The sequence below is a fragment of the Streptomyces sp. NPDC032721 genome (genome assembly GCF_055579625.1).
Genome location: NZ_JBVIMX010000019.1, coordinates 52,120 through 69,640, shown reverse-complemented (window position 1 = coordinate 69,640; position 17,521 = coordinate 52,120). Strand labels below are relative to the sequence as shown.

13 protein-coding genes are annotated in these 17,521 nt (G+C 70.9%); 8 read left to right on the top strand and 5 right to left on the bottom strand.

What is annotated here, in order from left to right; all coding sequences use genetic code 11:
- Nucleotides 1–120: 120 nt before the first annotated feature.
- From pyk to pta, 3 genes are all read right to left on the bottom strand, one after another.
- Nucleotides 121–1,554, bottom strand: a complete 1,434-nt coding sequence (gene pyk / locus ACZ5PB_RS32840) for a pyruvate kinase (RefSeq protein ID WP_468696249.1) — start codon at nt 1,552–1,554, stop codon at nt 121–123.
- Nucleotides 1,555–1,645: 91 nt separating this feature from the next.
- Entirely contained in the window at nt 1,646–2,863 is a 1,218-nt protein-coding gene (locus ACZ5PB_RS32835) for an acetate kinase (RefSeq protein WP_468696248.1), read from the bottom strand.
- Nucleotides 2,860–4,974 (bottom strand): phosphate acetyltransferase, encoded by a 2,115-nt coding sequence (pta, locus tag ACZ5PB_RS32830; RefSeq protein ID WP_468696246.1) that lies wholly within the window; start codon nt 4,972–4,974, stop codon nt 2,860–2,862. The genes ACZ5PB_RS32835 and pta overlap by 4 nt, the downstream gene beginning before the upstream one ends.
- 247 nt (nt 4,975–5,221) lie before the next feature.
- On the opposite strand from pta, the gene ACZ5PB_RS32825 reads away from it, so the two are divergent.
- Together ACZ5PB_RS32825 and ACZ5PB_RS32820 are read left to right on the top strand one after the other, a co-directional pair.
- Nucleotides 5,222–6,247, top strand: coding sequence for an ATP-dependent 6-phosphofructokinase (locus ACZ5PB_RS32825; RefSeq protein WP_468696244.1), 1,026 nt, complete (start codon nt 5,222–5,224; stop codon nt 6,245–6,247).
- Between the two features lie 215 nt (nt 6,248–6,462).
- Nucleotides 6,463–7,437, top strand: a complete 975-nt coding sequence (locus ACZ5PB_RS32820) for an RICIN domain-containing protein (RefSeq protein ID WP_468696243.1) — start codon at nt 6,463–6,465, stop codon at nt 7,435–7,437.
- Nucleotides 7,438–7,466: 29 nt separating this feature from the next.
- On the opposite strand, the gene ACZ5PB_RS32815 is transcribed toward ACZ5PB_RS32820, so the two are convergent.
- Nucleotides 7,467–8,285, bottom strand: coding sequence for a helix-turn-helix domain-containing protein (locus tag ACZ5PB_RS32815; protein ID WP_468696241.1), 819 nt, complete (start codon nt 8,283–8,285; stop codon nt 7,467–7,469).
- Nucleotides 8,286–8,371: 86 nt separating this feature from the next.
- Here ACZ5PB_RS32815 and ACZ5PB_RS32810 point away from each other — a divergent pair, with 86 nt between their 5' ends.
- A complete protein-coding gene (locus tag ACZ5PB_RS32810) occupies nt 8,372–9,766 on the top strand; it encodes a cation:dicarboxylate symporter family transporter (RefSeq protein WP_468696239.1) in 1,395 nt (464 codons plus the stop codon).
- A 90-nt stretch (nt 9,767–9,856) separates the two neighbouring features.
- Here the strand turns inward: ACZ5PB_RS32810 and ACZ5PB_RS32805 are convergent, their stop codons facing one another.
- The gene (locus ACZ5PB_RS32805) at nt 9,857–10,480 is read right to left on the bottom strand and encodes a TetR/AcrR family transcriptional regulator (RefSeq protein WP_468696238.1); all 624 of its coding nucleotides are present in this window, start codon (nt 10,478–10,480) and stop codon (nt 9,857–9,859) included.
- 152 nt (nt 10,481–10,632) lie between these two features.
- Here ACZ5PB_RS32805 and ACZ5PB_RS32800 point away from each other — a divergent pair, with 152 nt between their 5' ends.
- The 5 genes from ACZ5PB_RS32800 (at nt 10,633) to ACZ5PB_RS32780 (ending at nt 17,520) form a co-directional block, all read left to right on the top strand.
- Nucleotides 10,633–12,276, top strand: coding sequence for an MFS transporter (locus ACZ5PB_RS32800; RefSeq protein ID WP_468696389.1), 1,644 nt, complete (start codon nt 10,633–10,635; stop codon nt 12,274–12,276).
- 85 nt (nt 12,277–12,361) lie between these two features.
- Nucleotides 12,362–13,654, top strand: coding sequence for an SUKH-4 family immunity protein (locus tag ACZ5PB_RS32795; RefSeq protein ID WP_468696237.1), 1,293 nt, complete (start codon nt 12,362–12,364; stop codon nt 13,652–13,654).
- Between the two features lie 95 nt (nt 13,655–13,749).
- The gene (locus ACZ5PB_RS32790; RefSeq protein WP_468696236.1) at nt 13,750–14,472 is read left to right on the top strand and encodes a GAF and ANTAR domain-containing protein; all 723 of its coding nucleotides are present in this window, start codon (nt 13,750–13,752) and stop codon (nt 14,470–14,472) included.
- A gap of 155 nt (nt 14,473–14,627) precedes the next feature.
- Complete coding sequence (locus ACZ5PB_RS32785; protein ID WP_468696235.1) at nt 14,628–15,029, top strand: STAS domain-containing protein; 402 nt, start codon at nt 14,628–14,630, stop codon at nt 15,027–15,029.
- Nucleotides 15,030–15,228: 199 nt separating this feature from the next.
- Complete coding sequence (locus tag ACZ5PB_RS32780; protein WP_468696387.1) at nt 15,229–17,520, top strand: HelD family protein; 2,292 nt, start codon at nt 15,229–15,231, stop codon at nt 17,518–17,520.
- The last annotated feature ends 1 nt before the right edge of the window (nt 17,521 follow it).

Genomic DNA, 17,521 nt, shown 5'->3' with positions numbered 1-17,521 from the left:
GCTCCTCCCGAAAAAGAAAAAAAAAAAAAAAAAGGGAGACGCCAACCCCCAAAAAAGGGGGAGGCCCCCGTCCCCCCCAGCCCTCCGCTCCCGCCCTCGCGCGTGGCGACCACCCCACCGTCAGGCAGTGGCCTCTTCGCCGCCCAGGTGGTGCACCCGGACCATGTTCGTGGTGCCGGGGATGCCGGGGGGCGAGCCCGCCGTGATGATCATGGTGTCGCCGTTGTTGTAGCGCTGGAGCTTCAGCAGCTCCGCGTCCACCAGGTCCACCATCGCGTCCGTGTTGTCCACGTGGGGGACCACGAAGGACTCGACGCCCCAGCTCAGCGCGAGCTGGTTGCGGGTGCCCTCGTCAGTGGTGAAGGCCAGGATCGGCTGGGCCGCGCGGTAGCGCGACAGCCGGCGGGCCGTGTCGCCGGACTGGGTGAAGGCGACCAGCGCCTTGCCGTCCAGGAAGTCCGCGATCTCACAGGCGGCACGGGCGACGGAGCCGCCCTGGGTGCGGGGCTTCTTGCCGGGGACCAGGGGCTGCAGGCCCTTGGAGAGGAGCTCCTCCTCGGCCGCGACTACGATCTTCGACATCGTCTTGACGGTCTCGATCGGGTACGCGCCGACCGAGGACTCGGCGGACAGCATGACCGCGTCCGCACCGTCCAGGATCGCGTTGGCGACGTCGGACGCCTCGGCGCGCGTCGGACGGGAGTTGGTGATCATCGACTCCATCATCTGGGTCGCGACGATCACCGGCTTGGCGTTGCGGCGGCACAGCTCCACCAGGCGCTTCTGCACCATCGGGACCTTTTCGAGCGGGTACTCGACGGCCAGGTCACCGCGCGCGACCATCACACCGTCGAACGCCATGACGACGCCCTCCATGTGCTCGACGGCCTGCGGCTTCTCCACCTTGGCGATGACGGGGGCGCGGCGGCCCTCCTCGTCCATCACCTTGTGGACGTCCTTGACGTCGTTGGCGTCGCGGACGAAGGAGAGGGCGACCAGGTCGCAGCCCATCCGCAGGGCGAAGCGGAGGTCCTCGACGTCCTTCTCCGAGAGGGCCGGGACGTTCACCGCCGCGCCGGGCAGGTTGATGCCCTTGTGGTCGGAGATGACACCGCCCTCGATGACGATCGTCTTGACCCGGGGGCCGTCGACCGACACGACCTTGAGCTCGACGTTGCCGTCGTTGATCAGGATCGGGTCGCCCTTCTGGACGTCGCCCGGCAGGCCCTTGTACGTCGTACCGCAGATGGACTTGTCACCCGGGACGTCCTCGGACGTGATGGTGAACTCGTCACCGCGCACCAGCTCGACGGGGCCCTCGGCGAACTTCGCCAGGCGGATCTTCGGGCCCTGGAGGTCGGCGAGGACGGCCACGGCGCGGCCCGTCTCGGCGGCGGCCTTGCGGACGCGGTCGTAACGGCCCTGGTGCTCCTCGTGGGTGCCGTGGCTGAAGTTGAATCGGGCCACGCTCATGCCGGCTTCGATCAGAGCGACGAGCTGCTCGTGCGAGTCGACGGCGGGGCCAAGGGTGCAGACGATTTTGGAACGGCGCATAAGGCGGATCCTATCGGTTTGTTTCGCTGCGGAATATTCCGTCTGGTGGAATGTACAAATGGGCGGGCGGGTGCTCAGACGGGCCCGGCGGTCATTTGCTGACGAGGTCGAAAACCTGGTTCGCGATTTCCAGTTCCTCGTCGGTCGGTACAACGGCCACGGCCACCCGTGCGTACTCCGGCGAAATGATCCGGGGTTCGTCGGAACGTACGGAGTTGAGGTCGGCGTCCACCGCCAGGCCCAGTTCCGCGAGGCCGTCCACGGCCGCCTCGCGCACCGGGGCCGCGTTCTCGCCGACACCCGCGGTGAAGGCGACGGCATCCACCTTGCCCAGTACGGCGGAGTAGGCGCCGATGTACTTCTTCAGCCGGTGGATGTAGATCTCGAAGGCCAGCTCGGCCTGCTTGTCGCCCGCGTCGATACGGCGGCGGATTTCCCGCATGTCGTTGTCGCCGCAGAGACCGACCAGACCGGACTTCTTGTTGAGAAGGGTGTCGATTTCGTCGGCCGACATTCCGGCCACCCGTTCCAGGTGGAAGATCACCGCCGGGTCGAGGTCGCCCGAGCGGGTGCCCATGACCAGTCCTTCGAGCGGGGTCAGCCCCATCGAGGTGTCGACGCAGCGGCCGCCCGCGACGGCGGAGGCGGAGGCCCCGTTGCCGAGGTGCAGGACGATGACGTTGACCTCGGCGGGGGTCTTGCCGAGCAGCTCGGCCGTCTTGCGCGAGACGTACGCGTGCGAGGTGCCGTGGAAGCCGTAGCGGCGGATCCGGTGCGCGTCGGCGGTCTCGACGTCGATCGCGTACCGGGCCGCGTACTCCGGCATCGTCGTGTGGAACGCGGTGTCGAAGACGGCGACCTGGGGGAGGTCGGGGCGCAGCGCCTGCGCGGTCCTGATGCCGGTGATGTTCGCCGGGTTGTGCAGCGGGGCGACCGGGACCAGCCGCTCGATCTCCGCCAGCACCTCGTCCGTGACCACGGTCGGGGCGCTGAACTTCAGTCCGCCGTGCACCACCCGGTGGCCGATGGCCGCCAGCTCGGGGGAGTCGAGGCCCAGCCCGTCCTCGGCCAGTTCGGCGGCGACGGCCTGGAGCGCCTCGTCGTGGTCGGCGAACCGGGTCTCCCGGACCCGCTTGACGCCGGCCCGCTCGCCGATCAGCGGGGTGTGCGCCAGTGCGGACGTCTCCTCGCCGATCTTCTCGACCAGCCCGACGGCCAGCCGTGAGTGGTCGCGCATGTCCAGGAGCTGGTACTTCACCGACGAGGAGCCGGAGTTGAGGACGAGGACACGGGTGGGGGAAGTGCTCACAGTGCTGCCTTCTTCTGGACGGGCGACGCGTCCGCGCCCTCGCCCTGGGCCTGGATCGCGGTGATCGCGACCGTGTTGACGATGTCCTGCACCAGCGCACCGCGCGACAGGTCGTTGACCGGCTTGCGCAGGCCCTGGAGTACCGGGCCGACGGCGACGGCGCCCGCCGAGCGCTGCACGGCCTTGTACGTGTTGTTGCCGGTGTTGAGGTCCGGGAAGATCAGCACGCTGGCCTGGCCCGCGACCTCGGACTCCGGCAGCTTGGTCGCGGCGACCGAGGGCTCCACGGCGGCGTCGTACTGGATCGGGCCCTCGACCTTGAGGTCGGGACGCGAGGAGCGGACCAGCTCGGTGGCCTCGCGCACCTTGTCGACGTCCGCGCCCGCGCCCGAGGTGCCGGTGGAGTACGACAGCATCGCCATCCGGGGCTCCACCCCGAACTGGGCGGCGGTGCCCGCCGACTGGATCGCGATGTCCGCGAGCTGCACCGCGTTGGGGTCCGGATTGACCGCGCAGTCCCCGTACACCAGCACCTTGTCGGCCAGGCACATGAAGAAGACCGAGGAGACGATCTTGGCGTCCGGCTTGGTCTTGATGATCTCGAAGGCGGGGCGGATGGTGGCGGCGGTGGAGTGCACCGAGCCGGAGACCATGCCGTCGGCCAGGCCCTCCTGGACCATCAGCGTGCCGAAGTAGTTCACGTCGGCCACGACGTCGTACGCCAGCTCCACGGTGACGCCCTTGTGGGCGCGCAACTGCGCGTACCGCTCGGCGAAGCCCTGGCGGAGCTCGGAGGTCTGCGGGTCGATCAGCTGGGTGGAGCTGAGGTCGATGCCCAGGTCGGCGGCCTTCTTGCGGATGACGTCCACATCGCCGAGCAGGGTCAGGTCGCAGACGTCGCGGCGCAGCAGCACGTCGGCGGCCCGCAGCACCCGCTCCTCGGTGCCCTCGGGCAGCACGACGCGGCGGCGGTCCGAGCGGGCCTGTTCAAGGAGTTCGTGCTCGAACATCATCGGGGTGACCCGGCCGCTGCGGGCGACCGACATCCGGTCCAGCAGGTCGGCGGTGTCCACGTGCCGCTCGAAGAGGCCGAGCGCGGTCTCCGCCTTGCGCGGGGTGGCCGCGTTGAGCTTTCCCTCCAGGGCGAACAGCTCACCGGCGGTCGGGAAGGAGCCGCCGGGCACCGAGATCACCGGGGTGCCGGGCGCCAGCCGCGTGGCCAGCGTCAGCACCTCCTTGCCGGGGCGCTCGTCCAGCGTCAGCAGTACGCCCGCGATCGGCGGCGTACCGGCGCTGTGCGCGGCCATCGCGCCGACCACCAGGTCGGAGCGGTCGCCGGGGGCCACGACCAGACAGCCGGGGGTCAGCGCGTTGAGGAAGTTCGGCAGCATGGCGCCGCCGAAGACGAAGTCGAGGGCGTCGCGCGCCAGACCGGCGTCGTCACCGAGCAGCACCCGCGCGTCCAGCGCCTGGGCGATCTGCGCGACGGTGGGCGCGGCCAGGGCCGGCTCGTCCGGGAGCACGTACGCGGGGACCGGCAGCCTGCGGGGGTCGTTGAGCCGCTCCGCTATGTCGGCGCGGTCGGCCGGGGAGACCCGGTTCACCACCAGGGCCAGTACGTCGCAGCCCAGGCTGTCGTACGCCCGGTAGGCGTTGCGGGCCTCGGCGCGGACCGATTCGGCGAGCTGGTTCTGGCCGCCCACCACGGGTATGACGGACGCGCCGAACTCGTTGGCGAGGCGCGCGTTCAGCGCCAGCTCGTCCGGAAGCTGGGTGTCCGCGAAGTCCGTACCGAGCACGAGCACCACCTCGTACCCGCGGGCGACCCGGTGGAAGCGGTCGACCAGCTGGGAGACCAGCTCGTCGGTGCCCTTCTCGGCCTGGAGGGCGGACGCCTCGTGGTAGTCCATCCCGTACACCGTCGCCGGATCCTGGGACAGCCGGTAGCGGGACCGGAGCAGGTCAAAGAGGCGGTCGGGTCCGTCGTGCACCAGCGGGCGGAACACCCCCACCCGGTCCACCTGGCGGGTCAGGAGTTCCATGACTCCCAGCTCGACGACCTGGCGGCCGTCCCCCCGGTCGATGCCGGTCACGTACACGCTGCGCGTCACGCGTGCTCTCCGTCTCGTCGTCGGTGATCAGCTAATTTGCTGAGTTTGTACGGATAGGGTGGTCTTGCACCCTTGACAATACCTTTGGGTATCGATAGGGCGCCCGCCGGAGAAAGTCCCGCGAGCAAGGGCCAAAGACCCCCTGTCCCGCTTGTCCCGGAGTATCCGAAAGCGCGCCGCGCAATCGGGCCGTGGAACAATTGGAACCTGGCTCACAAGTACCACCAAGAGCAGGAGACACAGCACGATGCGTATCGGAGTTCTCACCGCAGGCGGCGACTGTCCTGGGCTGAACGCAGTGATCCGGTCGGTCGTGCACCGTGCCGTGGCGGGTCACCACGACGAGGTCATCGGGTTCGAGGACGGCTTCAAGGGCCTCCTCGACGGTCACTACCGCCCCCTCGACCTCAACGCGGTCAGCGGCATCCTGGCGCGCGGCGGCACCATCCTCGGCTCGGCCCGCCTGGAGCGCGACCGGCTCCGCGAGGCCGCCGAGAACTGCGCCGAACTGACCGCAAAGTACGGCATCGACGCCCTCATCCCGATCGGCGGCGAGGGCACCCTCACCGCCGCCCGGATGCTCTCGGACGCGGGTATGCCCGTCGTCGGCGTACCCAAGACCATCGACAACGACATCAACGGCACCGACCGCACCTTCGGGTTCGACACCGCCGTCGGCGTCGCCACCGAGGCCATAGACCGCCTCAAGACCACCGCCGAATCGCACCAGCGCGTCATGGTCGTCGAGGTCATGGGCCGGCACGCGGGCTGGATCGCGCTGGAGTCCGGCATGGCCGGCGGCGCCCACGGCATCTGCCTCCCGGAGCGCCCCTTCGAGGTGGACTCGCTGGTCAAGATGGTCGAGGAGCGCTTCGCGCGCGGCAAGAAGTTCGCGGTCGTCTGCATCGCGGAAGGCGCGCGTCCGGCCGAGGGCTCCATGCCGTACGAGAAGGGCGTCATCGACCAGTTCGGCCACGAGCGCTTCACCGGCATCGGCACCCGCCTGGCCGTCGAGCTGGAGGCCCGGCTCGGCAAGGAGGCCCGGCCGGTCATCCTCGGCCACGTCCAGCGCGGCGGCACCCCCACCGCCTACGACCGCGTCCTGGCGACCCGCTTCGGCTGGCACGCGGTGGAGGCGGCGCACGCGGGCCACTTCGGCAAGATGACGGCGCTGCGCGGCACGAGCATCCAGATGGTGCCGCTGGCGGAAGGCGTCTCCGAGCTGAAGACGGTCCCGGAGAACCGGATGGCCGAGGCCGAGTCGGTCTTCTGAGCCGCTCGCCGAGCCGCTCTCCGAGTCGCTTTCCGCGCCCGGGCGCCCACATGTGAACGGCCCCAGTCGTCTCCCCTGCGGACGACTGGGGCCGTTCCGTGTGTCCGGATCCGTGGACCTGAGGCCCCGGAGTCGACGCTTCTTACTCTTGAGTTGCGCGGCCGGATCAACAAGGCTTCAGCCTGTCCGGGACATGTCCCAACAGGAGGCGCGGGATGCGGGAACCCGATCCGCAGGCGGTGCGTACGCCCGCTGAGTACGTCGCGGGGCTGCACGCGCTCAAGGAGTGGTCGGGGCTCACCTACCGCGAACTCACCGCACGCGCCGACGCCCTGGGCGAGGTGCTGCCGCGCAGCACCGTCGCGAACATGCTGGCGCGGACGACGGTGCCGCGCGAGGAACTGGTGGCGGTCTACACGCGCGCGTGCGGCTGCGGGCCCGCGGCGGTGGGGGAGTGGCTGGCGGTACGCAAGGAACTCGCGGTGCGGGGCGGGCGGGTGGCGGGGGAGTCCGAGGTCGGCCCGGCCCTCGTGCCAGAGGCCGAGGTCCTCGCTCCGGCGGGCCGGGAGTCCCCGCCCGCCGGGTCGAAGGACGGTATTCCGCGTCGGCTTTCGAGGTCCAAGGTCCTGCGGCCCGCGCTCGCCGTGGCGTTGGTTCTGGTGCTGGCAGGGGCGGCCGTCACCTGGGTGGTCACCGGTTCCGGCGATTCCGGTTCACCGCCGGCGACGGTACCGGCGGCCCCCGCGCCCGGGGAGCGGGTGCTGCGCGCGGTGCACTCGGGGCTGTGCCTTTCGGAGCGGGTCGGGGCCGGCAGCGGCCAGGTGTACCAGGCGCCCTGCGAGGGCCGGATACCCAGGTACTCGCTGGTAAGGATGGGCGAGAAGGACTGGCGCATCGCCTCGGCGCACCCCGAGTTCGGGGCCGGCTGCATGGGGGTGCGCTGGGCGAAGACCGCACGCGGGGAATGGCTGGAGGACGATGTCTGCGAGAACAGGAACCCGGCCGCCGAGACGTTCCGCTTCGAGCCCGTCGGCAGCCCGGTCAAGGGCTACCGGATCCGCCCCAGGCACACCGACATGTGCGTGACGGTGCCCGGTGCGTCTGGCGAGCGGTGGACCTCGCTGGAACAGCACCCGTGCACGGACGACGCGGCGGGCCAGCTGTTCCGCTTCGACCCGGTGGAGGGCTGAGCGAAGGGGGGGGAGGCCGGTTCACGGGCTCAGCGAGCGCCCTGGGCCCGCTCCCAGAACCGTTCGACGATCCCCTCCAGGAACTCCCGCCCCGCCGCCCCGTCGCCCGCGTCCCCGACACCGCCGCCCCACCCCAGCGTCGCCACCATCCGCGACTGGTAGTCGGCGTGCAGCCGCAGCAGTACGTTCTCCAGCGCGCCGGACTCGAACCCGGTGCGCGGCACCGGCAGCAGCTTGGCCACCGGCCGTACGTACGCCTGCCAGCGGGTCGTCACCGCGCTCCGCAGCAGTTCGGCCAACTCCTCGTCCCGGCCCGCCGCGGTCACGAACTGGGCGGGGGAGAGGCCGAGTTCGGCGACGAGTGCGGCGGACTGCCGCTCGTTGCCGCGCCACTTGCCCGACTCCTCCATCCGTACGTACGCATCCATCCCGAGCCCGATCCGGCGGGCCAGGTCGCCCGCGTCGAGGCCCTGAGCGCTCCGGTGTTCGCGCAAGGTGCGGGCGGCCTGGAGCAGTTCGGCGGGCGCGCACCACAGCACCCCGGCCAGCGCGGTCACCTCGCGGCTGCTGGGGGCGCGCAGCCCGGACTCCCAGGCGGCCACCAGCTCCGGTCCGACGGTCAGTCCGTACTGTGCGCGCAGCCCGTAGGCGACGTGGCCGTGCATCATCCCGAGGGCCTCGCGCAGTCGGCGGGCGGCGGAGGCGTCGAAGGGCGGCGGGGTGTCGGACGGCGGGACGGCAGGGGGCTGGCGCACCGGCTCACGGTAGGACGAGAAGCCGTTGATGGCTACGGTGCGTTCCGACGAGACCACTTCCCGTAGGAAGGTCCAGGTGTGCACCGAGGACAATCTGTGAACTCTACGACCGGAAGGGTGTGTTGACCGGGTCAGTGATGCATAGTCGCCGGGACCCGATCACGAACAAGGAGGCACCGGTGGCGGAAGACAGGCCGGACACGGTCGCGGGGGCGAAAACCGGACGGCGCGACCGGTCGCACTACCTGTATCTGGCGGTCATCGTGGCCGTCCTGCTCGGCATCACGGTCGGGCTCGTGTTCCCGGACGCGGCCAAGGACCTGAAGCCGATCGGCACCGGTTTCGTGAACCTGATCAAGATGCTGATCTCGCCGATCATCTTCTGCACGATCGTGCTGGGCATCGGTTCCGTGCGCAAGGCCGCCAAGGTGGGGGCGGTGGGCGGGCTCGCCCTCGGCTACTTCATGGTGATGTCCACCGTCGCGCTCGGCATCGGGCTGCTGGTCGGCAACCTGATCCACCCGGGCGACGGCCTCAACCTGGAGGCGAGCAAGGAAGCGGGCGCCAAGCAGGCGGCGGGCGCCAGCGAGAGCACGGCCGACTTCCTGCTGAGCGTCATTCCCAAGACGCTGGTCTCGGCCTTCACCGAGGGCTCCGTACTGCAGACCCTGTTCGTGGCGCTGCTGGTGGGCTTCGCGCTGCAGGCGCTGGGCGCGTCGGGCGAACCCGTGCTGCGCGGCATCGGACACATCCAGCGGGTGGTGTTCCGGGTGCTGGCGATGGTCATGTGGGCGGCGCCGGTGGGCGCGTTCGGCGCGATCGCGGCGGTGGTCGGGGAGACCGGGTGGGACGCGTTGCGGTCCCTGGCCGTCATCATGGTCGCCTTCTACGTGACCTGCGTGCTGTTCGTGTTCATCGTGCTCGGGGCGATCCTCAAGCTCTGCACGGGCGTGAACATCTTCAAGCTGCTGAAGTACCTGGGGCGCGAGTTCCTGCTGATCCTGTCCACGTCGTCGTCGGAGACGGCGCTGCCGAGGCTGATCGCGAAGATGGAGCACCTGGGCGTCAGCAAGCCGGTGGTCGGCATCACGGTGCCGACGGGGTACTCCTTCAACCTCGACGGTACGGCGATCTACCTGACCATGGCGTCGCTGTTCATCGCCAACGCGATGGGCGCCCCGCTGAACATCGGCGAACAGATCGCCCTCCTCGGCTTCATGATCATCGCGTCGAAGGGCGCGGCGGGGGTCACCGGCGCGGGCCTCGCCACACTGGCGGGCGGCCTCCAGTCGCACCGGCCCGAAATGGTCGACGGGGTCGGCCTGATCGTCGGCATCGACCGCTTCATGAGCGAGGCCAGGGCGCTGACGAACTTCGCGGGGAACGCGGTGGCGACGGTCCTGGTCGGTACCTGGACGAAGGAGATCGACCGGGAGCGGGTGACGAGGGTGCTCGCGGGCAAGGAGCCCTTCGACGAGCAGACCCTGATGGACGACGACCACGGCCACGCCCCGTCCCCGGAACCGGACTCGGAACCGGACCGCAAGGACTCCATCCCGGCCCAGTCCAAGTAACCGCACCTGCACGCCTGCACGCCTGCACACCCGAGCACCCGCACCCGTGGTGCCGCCACCCCCGAGGGGCTGGCGGCACCACGGGTGTTGTCATCCCGCCGGGGAGTCCGGGGCGACCCTCGTCAGCAGCTCCTCCGCCCGGTTCGTCGGGACGCCCGCCGACAGCAGGGCCGTCATGGCCGCCGCCCTGCCCGCGCCCTCCGCCGACAGTGCTCCCTCGTTGACCGCCTCCATGAGGCCGAAGAGGGTCTGTTCGTGGACGTACGCCAGTGCCGCCGCCGGTACCGGTGACAGGAACACCCCTGCCGCCTGGCCGCGTTCGAGCAGCGCGACGCAGTCCTTCCTGACCGGTGTCAGCCGCTGCTTGATGCCCTCCATCGTGACGCTCCGCTGCGCGAGCGCCACCAGCAGCCGGTAGCGGTCCGCGATCTGCCACACCGCCAGCAGCGCCCGGACCAGCGCCTCCGCCGGGTCGTCCACCCCGGCGCGGCCGGCCGCGTGGGCCTCGGTGACGGCTTCCGCCGCCCCGTCGACGAGCGCGGCGACCAGCGCCTCCCGGTTGGGGAAGTGGCCGTAGACGGTGCGCCGTACGACGCCTGCCGCCTTGGCGATCTGGTCCATGCTCGCGTCCGGGTCGCGCAGCAACTCCGTCAGTGCGACATCCATGATGCGGCGGCGGTTCGCGTCCGCCCGGCCCGAGCTGCTCGTGGTCATGCCCCCATTTTGCACAGCACTGTGCATTCCCGTAACTTGCACACTACTGTGTAATTGCACAGCGCTGTGCAAGCGCGCGCCCGTAAGAACCGTCATGTGATGACAAAGAGGTGGAAACCGTGCCCCTGGTCGCGAACCAGCCGGTGGAAGAGATGGACCGGCCCTATCCGAGGCGTTGGTGGGCCCTGCTGGTCCTCTGCCTCAGCCTGCTGATCATCGTGATGGCCAACACCGCCCTCACGGTCGCGGCCCCGGACATGACCAAGGACCTCGGGCTGAACAGCGCGGACCTCCAGTGGGTGGTCGACGGCTACACCGTTCCGTACGCCGCGCTGATGCTGCTGCTCGGTGCGATCGGCGACAAGTACAGCCGTCGCGGCGCGCTCGTCCTGGGCCTGCTGGTCTTCGGCGGCGGCTCCGTCGCGGGCTCCCTGGTCGACAGCGCCAACGGCGTCATCGCCGCCCGCGCCGTCATGGGCGTCGGCGCCGCGATGATCATGCCCGCCACCCTCTCCCTCCTCGCCGCGACCTTCCCCCGCGCCGAACGCGCCAAGGCGATCGTGCTCTGGACCGCCACCGCGGGCCTCGCCATCGCCGCCGGACCGCTCGTCGCGGGCGCGCTCCTGGAGGACCACGGCTGGGCCTCGACCTTCCTGATCAACGTGCCCGTCGCCGCCCTCGCGATCATCGGCGCGTTCCTCCTCGTACCGCCGTCCAAGGCGTCCACGCACGGCCGGATCGACTACGTCGGCGGGCTGCTGTCCGTCGTCTGGGTCGCCGCCCTGATCTTCGCGATCATCGAGGGACCGCACTTCGGCTGGGACGCCAAGGCGATCGGCGCCGGCGTCGTCGCGGGCGTCGGACTGCTGCTCTTCGTCCTGTGGGAGCTGCGCCACCCGCGCCCCGTCCTCGACGTCCGCCGCTTCCTGGACCGGGGCTTCGCGGGCTCCAACCTCGCCGTCGCCCTCTTCTTCCTGGCCGTCTTCGGCGCGTTCTACTTCCTCACCCAGCACCTGCAGTTCGTGCTCGGCTTCAACGCCCTGGAGACCGGCGTACGGATGCTCCCGCTGGCCGGCGCCGTCTTCGTCGGCTCCGCGCTGACCGGCTTCCTCACCCCGCGCCTGGGCATGAAGGTCACCGTCACGGCCGGAATGGTCGGCGGTACGGTCGCGCTGGCCCTGCTCACCCGTATCGACGAGGCGTCCGGCTACGGCGAGTTCGTCGCGCCGCTGGCCGTCCTCGGGCTGGCCATCGGCCTCGCGCTCTCGCCCTGCACCGACGCGATCATGGGCGCCTTCCCCGAGTCCGAACTCGGCGTCGGCGGCGCGGTCAACGACACCTCCCTCGAACTCGGCGGCTCGCTGGGCATCGCCGTACTCGGCTCGGTCCTGGCCGGTTCGTACTCATCGAAGCTGGCGGACGGCGTCCACGGCTCGCAGCTCCCCGCCTCCGCACTCGACACCGCCCAGGACTCCGTCGGCGCCGGATACGCCGTCGCCCAGGGCATCGGCGACAAGGCGTCCGAACTGGCCGCCAAGGCGGCGCAGGCCACCACCCCCGAGCAGGCCGCCCAGCTCAAGGGCCAGGCCGGTCAACTCGCGCAGGGAGCCAAGGACATGGCGGACGCGGTCGGCTCCGCCTTCTCGGGTGCCGTGGCCCACACCAGCCTGGTCGGCGCGGTGGTCCTGGCGGCGGGCACCGTACTGGTCGCGGTACTGCTGCCGCGCAGGTCGGCGGACGCAAACCCGCCGGAAGAAGTGGCTCCGGAACGGGAGTTGGCGGGCGCCGCCCGCTGACCCCCTGCCAGGGGCGGGACCGCCGGGCCCCGTTGTCAGTGGTGGATGTCAGGATGATCTCCAGAACTCACGGGGGGATCAGGCCATGCACGACACCCACACGCACGACACCCACACCCACGGTCTCGACGCGCTGCTTGCGGACCCGGCGGCCCTGCTGCACGCCGACCGCGAGTCCGTGCGCCACGAACTGACCTCCGAGGCGCGCAGGACGGCCCCGGCCGAGGACGGCCGGGCCGTCTTCCGGCAGGCCGAGTCGATATTCGGCACCCAGGACGTGCCGCGTGCCGAGTTCGCCTCCTGGCTGCACTTCGCCGCGACCGTCCTGCGCCGCCCGGAGTACGCGGCGAAGGTCAGGGCCGCCGCCCCGGAGATGCCGTGGAGCACCGAGTGGGCCTGGTGGCGCCCGGTGGGCCACTACGTGGCGCACCCCAACCTGAGCGGCGACTGCGGCGCCGAGCACCTGCTGCACGAGGGCCGGGAGCTGATCCAGGTCGACGGAATGTGGTGCGACGACCGCTGGTTCGACGCGCACACCGGCGAACCGGTCGAGCCGGTGCCGGAGGACGAGGCGGAGATGTGCGGCCCGAGCGGCGGCGAGGCCCAGGTCCTGCCGGTCCTCTTCGACGAGGACCCCACCGCCCCCGCTCTGTCCGTCCCGCCCACCTGGGAGTACGCGGAACCGCTCGACACCGAGGGCCGCTACCTCATCGAGGAGGCGCGCGGTATCGCCGTCCTGCGCATCCACAACGACGTACTGGCGGACTGGCCCACCGGCGGGGTGAGTTACGAATCCGCCGAGGACGGCAGCGGCGAGCTCGACCCGTCGCCCGACCTGGACCCGCCGCTCACCGCCGCCAGGATGGACGACACCTTCGGCGCGGGCGTACGGCGCTTCCCCGCAGCCGACCTGCCCGCCGCCCTGGAACACGGCCCGACCCGCACGTTCCTCGCCGAGACCGGCATCCCCGGCTGGTGGTCGGGCGGCGTCTCCAGCTTCTCGGCCGGCTCCGCCCTCGAACCCCTGCCCGGCCACCCCGACCTGCTGACCATCGGCTCCTTCGACCTGGGCAACGACGAGGGCGAGGTGTGCGTCCACCGCACCACCGGCACCGTGCACTTCGTCCGCCCCGACTCGGACGGGACCCGCACCCGCCTCGTCCGCGACGTGGAGACCTTCGCCCTGTTCCTGGAGAACCTCCACCGCTACATGGGCGCCAGCTGGGACCCCTACCCCGACGAGTCCGGCGCCGAGTACGACTACGAGAGCCGGATGGAGAACCTGGACCCCGAGGCCTTCGCCGACGACGCGCCGTCCCGGGAGGTCTGGCAGCAGATCTTCGCCGCGATCACCGTCCTCGGCGTCTACGGGTACTGACGGATACGGCGCGACCGCCACCCTTGGTCCGGCCCGGGCGGGGTAGGAGACCCTATTCGACGGGCGAACCGCCCGAGCCGTATGAGGTGACCAGCATGGGCCGGGAACACCACTGGATGGACGCTTCGGTCTCTCTCGCCGAGCTGATGCTCGGCGAGGGAGAGGTCCGCGGAATCCTGCGGAAGTTCTGCGACCGCACCGTACGACTGCTCGACGTCGCTGCCGTGGGGACGATGCTGGCCGACGGCAACGGGGCCCTGCGGGTGGCCGCCGCGTCCCACCAGAAGTCCGAACTCCTCGGCCTGCTCGCCGCCCAGCGGCAGGAGGGGCCCTGCTTCGACGGCTACCGCTCGGGCGAACCGCACTACGACATCGACCTGCGCGCCTCGGCCGCCCGCTGGCCGGCCTTCTGCTCCCTGGCCCTGAAGTACGGCATCGGCAGGGCCGCCGTCATGCCGTTGCGCTGTCGCGGGCAGCTGCTCGGCACCTGGCAGGTCTACGGGTGCGACTCGCTGCCCGAGCCGGACGACCTCGATCTGGCCCAACGGCTGGCCGACATCGCGGTGCTGTCCCTGAGTCACTCGCAGCACCTCTGGCACCTCACCCGCTCGGCCGGTGAACTGCGCGAGGCGCTGACCAGCCGGGTCGCCATCGAGCAGGCCAAGGGAATGCTGGCCGCCCAGTGGGGAGTGCACCCGGAGGTCGCGTTCCACCCGCTGCGCGCCTATGCGCGGTCCCGGCAGCGCAAGCTGAAGGACGTGGCGACCGACGTCGTGGAGGGGCGCCTCAAGCTGCCCTCTGATGAACAACCCATGTAGGTCAAGGGAGTTGGGCCAGATTCACTCGAAAGAGCAGATTCTGGATGGCTAACCGATTCTGCGAGGAGGTCGGTGCGTACGTTCATGGAGGCCATCCCAGACCCCGGTGAGTCGATCGAACCACGCTGCAATTCCGATCACCTGGGGTGGGTCGCATGCCGGAATCATCCGCCGAGCGAGGGCGCGCACGACAGGACGAGCCGCCCGTGAAGCTGCGCCGCGCGGGAGACGCGCTCGTCCTCGGGCTGGCAGGAGAGCTCGACCTCTTCGCGGCGCTCCAGTGCGGTCCGTCGATCGACCGGGCGATGATCTCGCGCCCGCGCCGCACGGTCGCCGACCTGAGCCGGGTCACCTTCATCGACTGCAGCGGTCTCGCCCTGCTGCTCCGGGTGCGTCGGCGTGCCGCCCGCTGGGGCGGCGACTTCGCACTCCACAGCCCGGACCGGTACATGCTGAGGATCCTGCGGTACGTGGAGGTGGGGGAGCCACTGGCCTTCGTCGATGTGCTGCCCGGCGACCAGGCCACGGAACCCTTGCTGCGCTGGCACATCGCCTGACGCGTCACCCCGACGCGTCGAGCGGACCGGGCAACCGGACAAAAAGAAATGCCCCGGCGGGGTTGACAGCCGGGGCATTTCTCTGCGCATACTGGGCGTTTCCATGACTCCATCCGGAAATGGTCATGGAGAAGCGCCATGACCACACCCTAACCCAGTGGGGGAAGACTTGTCAACCGAGGAATTGTCAACCCGGGAATTGCAGCAGGAACAGCAATTCGTTGATGGGCTGTACGAGCACCTCGACCTGCTCCGCGAGCGGGCCGAGGGCGCGGTGCGGGGATCCTTCGCCCAGACCGGGAACACCGGGCAGGCCTGGGTGGAGAGAGAGGTGACCGTCTCGGAGACCTCCAACGTGCTCGCCGCACTGAACTCGGTGGAATCCGGCCTCTGCTTCGGCCGCCTCGACTTCTCCGCCGACGCCGGCACGGGCAGCGGCACCACCCACCACATCGGCCGCATCGGAATCCGCCTGGACGACGCCGAGCGCACCCCCCTGCTGGTCGACTGGCGCGCCCCCGTCGCCCGCCCCTTCTACCTGGCGACCGGCCACACCCCCATGGGCCTGCGCCGCCGCCGGCACCTCACCACCCGGGGCCGCACCGTCACCGCGCTGCACGACGAGATCCTCGACCTCGGCGACACCGAGCGCACCGGGCACGAGGACCCCAGCGGCGACGCCGTCCTGCTCGCCGCCCTGAACGGCGCCCGCACCGGCCGGATGGCCGACATCGTGCAGACCATCCAGGCCGAGCAGGACCGCATCATCCGCGCCCCGCACCGGGGCGTCCTCGTCGTCGAGGGCGGCCCCGGCACCGGCAAGACCGCCGTCGCCCTGCACCGCGCCGCCTACCTCCTCTACGCCTACCGCGAGCAACTGGCCCGCCGCGCCGTCCTGGTGGTCGGCCCCAACCCCGCCTTCCTCGGCTACATCGGCGACGTACTGCCCTCCCTCGGCGAGACGGGCGTCCTGCTCTCCACGGTCAACGAGCTCTTCCCCGGCGTCACCGCCACCGGCGCCGACACCCCCGAGGCCGCCGCGGTCAAGGGCGCGGCGTCGATGGCCGACGTCCTCGCCCAGGTGGTGCGGGAGCGACAGACCGTTCCCGACGACGTACGGGAGATCGACCACGACCAGTACACGCTGCGCCTGGAGCGGGCCATGGCCGAGGACGCCAGGCACCACGCCCGCGCCACCAAGCTCCCGCACAACCTGGCCCGCCCGCACTTCGGCCGCCACCTCCTGGACGCGCTCACCGAGCAGCTCGCCGACGGCATCGGCCACCAGCCGTACGTGGCCATCGCCGAGGAGCTCGGCGAGGAGATCCCCGACGGGAACGTGCTGACGGCCGGGGAGATCGAGCAGCTCGGCAAGGAGATCGCGGGCAACCCGGACGTGATCGCCGCGATCGACGAGCTGTGGCCCGAGCTCGACGCGCAGCAGCTGATCACCGACTTCCTGCTCGACCCCGCCCAGCTGCCGCCCGAGGAGGCCGAGGCGGTCCGGCGCGCCGAGGGATCCCCCTGGACCTCCGCCGACGTACCCCTGCTCGACGAGGCCGCCGAGCTGCTGGGCGAGGACGACCACGCGGCCCGGCGGGCCGCCGCCCGCGAGTACGAGGAGCGCGTCGCCTACGCGAAGGGTGTGCTCGACCTGTCGTACGGCTCGCGCACCTACGAGTTCGAGGACATCGACGACGAGGACTCCGAGGTGCTCGGGGCGCACGACCTCATCGACGCCGAGCGGTTCGCCGAGCGCCATGTGGAGGGCGACAGCCGCAGTGCCGCCGCCCGCGCCGCCGTCGACCGCACCTGGGCGTTCGGCCACATCATCGTGGACGAGGCGCAGGAGCTGTCCGCGATGGCCTGGCGGCTGCTGATGCGCCGCTGCCCGACCCGGTCGATGACGCTGGTCGGCGACCCGGCGCAGACCGGGGACGCGGCGGGCTGCGACTCCTGGAAGCAGGTCCTCGACCCGTACGTCGGCGACCGCTACGAGCACACCCGGCTCGGCGTCAACTACCGCACCCCCGCCGAGATCATGGAGGTGGCCGCCTCCGTCATGCGCGCCGTCGCCCCGGACTTCGAGCCGCCCGGCTCGGTGCGCTCCACGGGCGAGCGGCCGGCCCTGGTGACCGTCGACCTCCGGGACCCGGCGGCGGTGGCCGCCGCCGTCGCGGACGCAGTCGCCCGCGAGTCGGCCGACGACCGCAGGCTCGCGGTCATCGCGCCGCCCGCCCTGCACGGGATCCTGGCCGAGCACGGGCAGCCCGAGGGCGAACCCCTCGACCTGACCAGGCCGGTCGTGCTCATCGACCCCCGGCAGGCGAAGGGCCTGGAGTTCGACACCGTGGTGGTCGTCGCCCCCGAGCAGATCCGGGACGCGGGACCGCGCGGCGTCAACGACCTGTACGTCGCCTTCACCCGCCCCACCCGCAGCCTCTGCGTCATCAGCGGCGTCGGCGACCTGGCGGAGCTCAACGCGTCATGAG

Excerpts from the sequence above, each read along its gene's own strand:
- ACZ5PB_RS32795 (WP_468696237.1), top strand. The coding sequence starts at position 12,362 with ATGCACGACACCCACACGCACGACACCCACACCCACGGTCTCGACGCG.
- ACZ5PB_RS32805 (WP_468696238.1), bottom strand. The coding sequence starts at position 10,480 with ATGACCACGAGCAGCTCGGGCCGGGCGGACGCGAACCGCCGCCGCATC.
- ACZ5PB_RS32785 (WP_468696235.1), top strand. The coding sequence starts at position 14,628 with ATGCCGGAATCATCCGCCGAGCGAGGGCGCGCACGACAGGACGAGCCG.
- ACZ5PB_RS32825 (WP_468696244.1), top strand. The coding sequence starts at position 5,222 with ATGCGTATCGGAGTTCTCACCGCAGGCGGCGACTGTCCTGGGCTGAAC.
- ACZ5PB_RS32820 (WP_468696243.1), top strand. The coding sequence starts at position 6,463 with ATGCGGGAACCCGATCCGCAGGCGGTGCGTACGCCCGCTGAGTACGTC.
- ACZ5PB_RS32790 (WP_468696236.1), top strand. The coding sequence starts at position 13,750 with ATGGGCCGGGAACACCACTGGATGGACGCTTCGGTCTCTCTCGCCGAG.
- ACZ5PB_RS32800 (WP_468696389.1), top strand. The coding sequence starts at position 10,633 with ATGGACCGGCCCTATCCGAGGCGTTGGTGGGCCCTGCTGGTCCTCTGC.
- pyk (WP_468696249.1), bottom strand. The coding sequence starts at position 1,554 with ATGCGCCGTTCCAAAATCGTCTGCACCCTTGGCCCCGCCGTCGACTCG.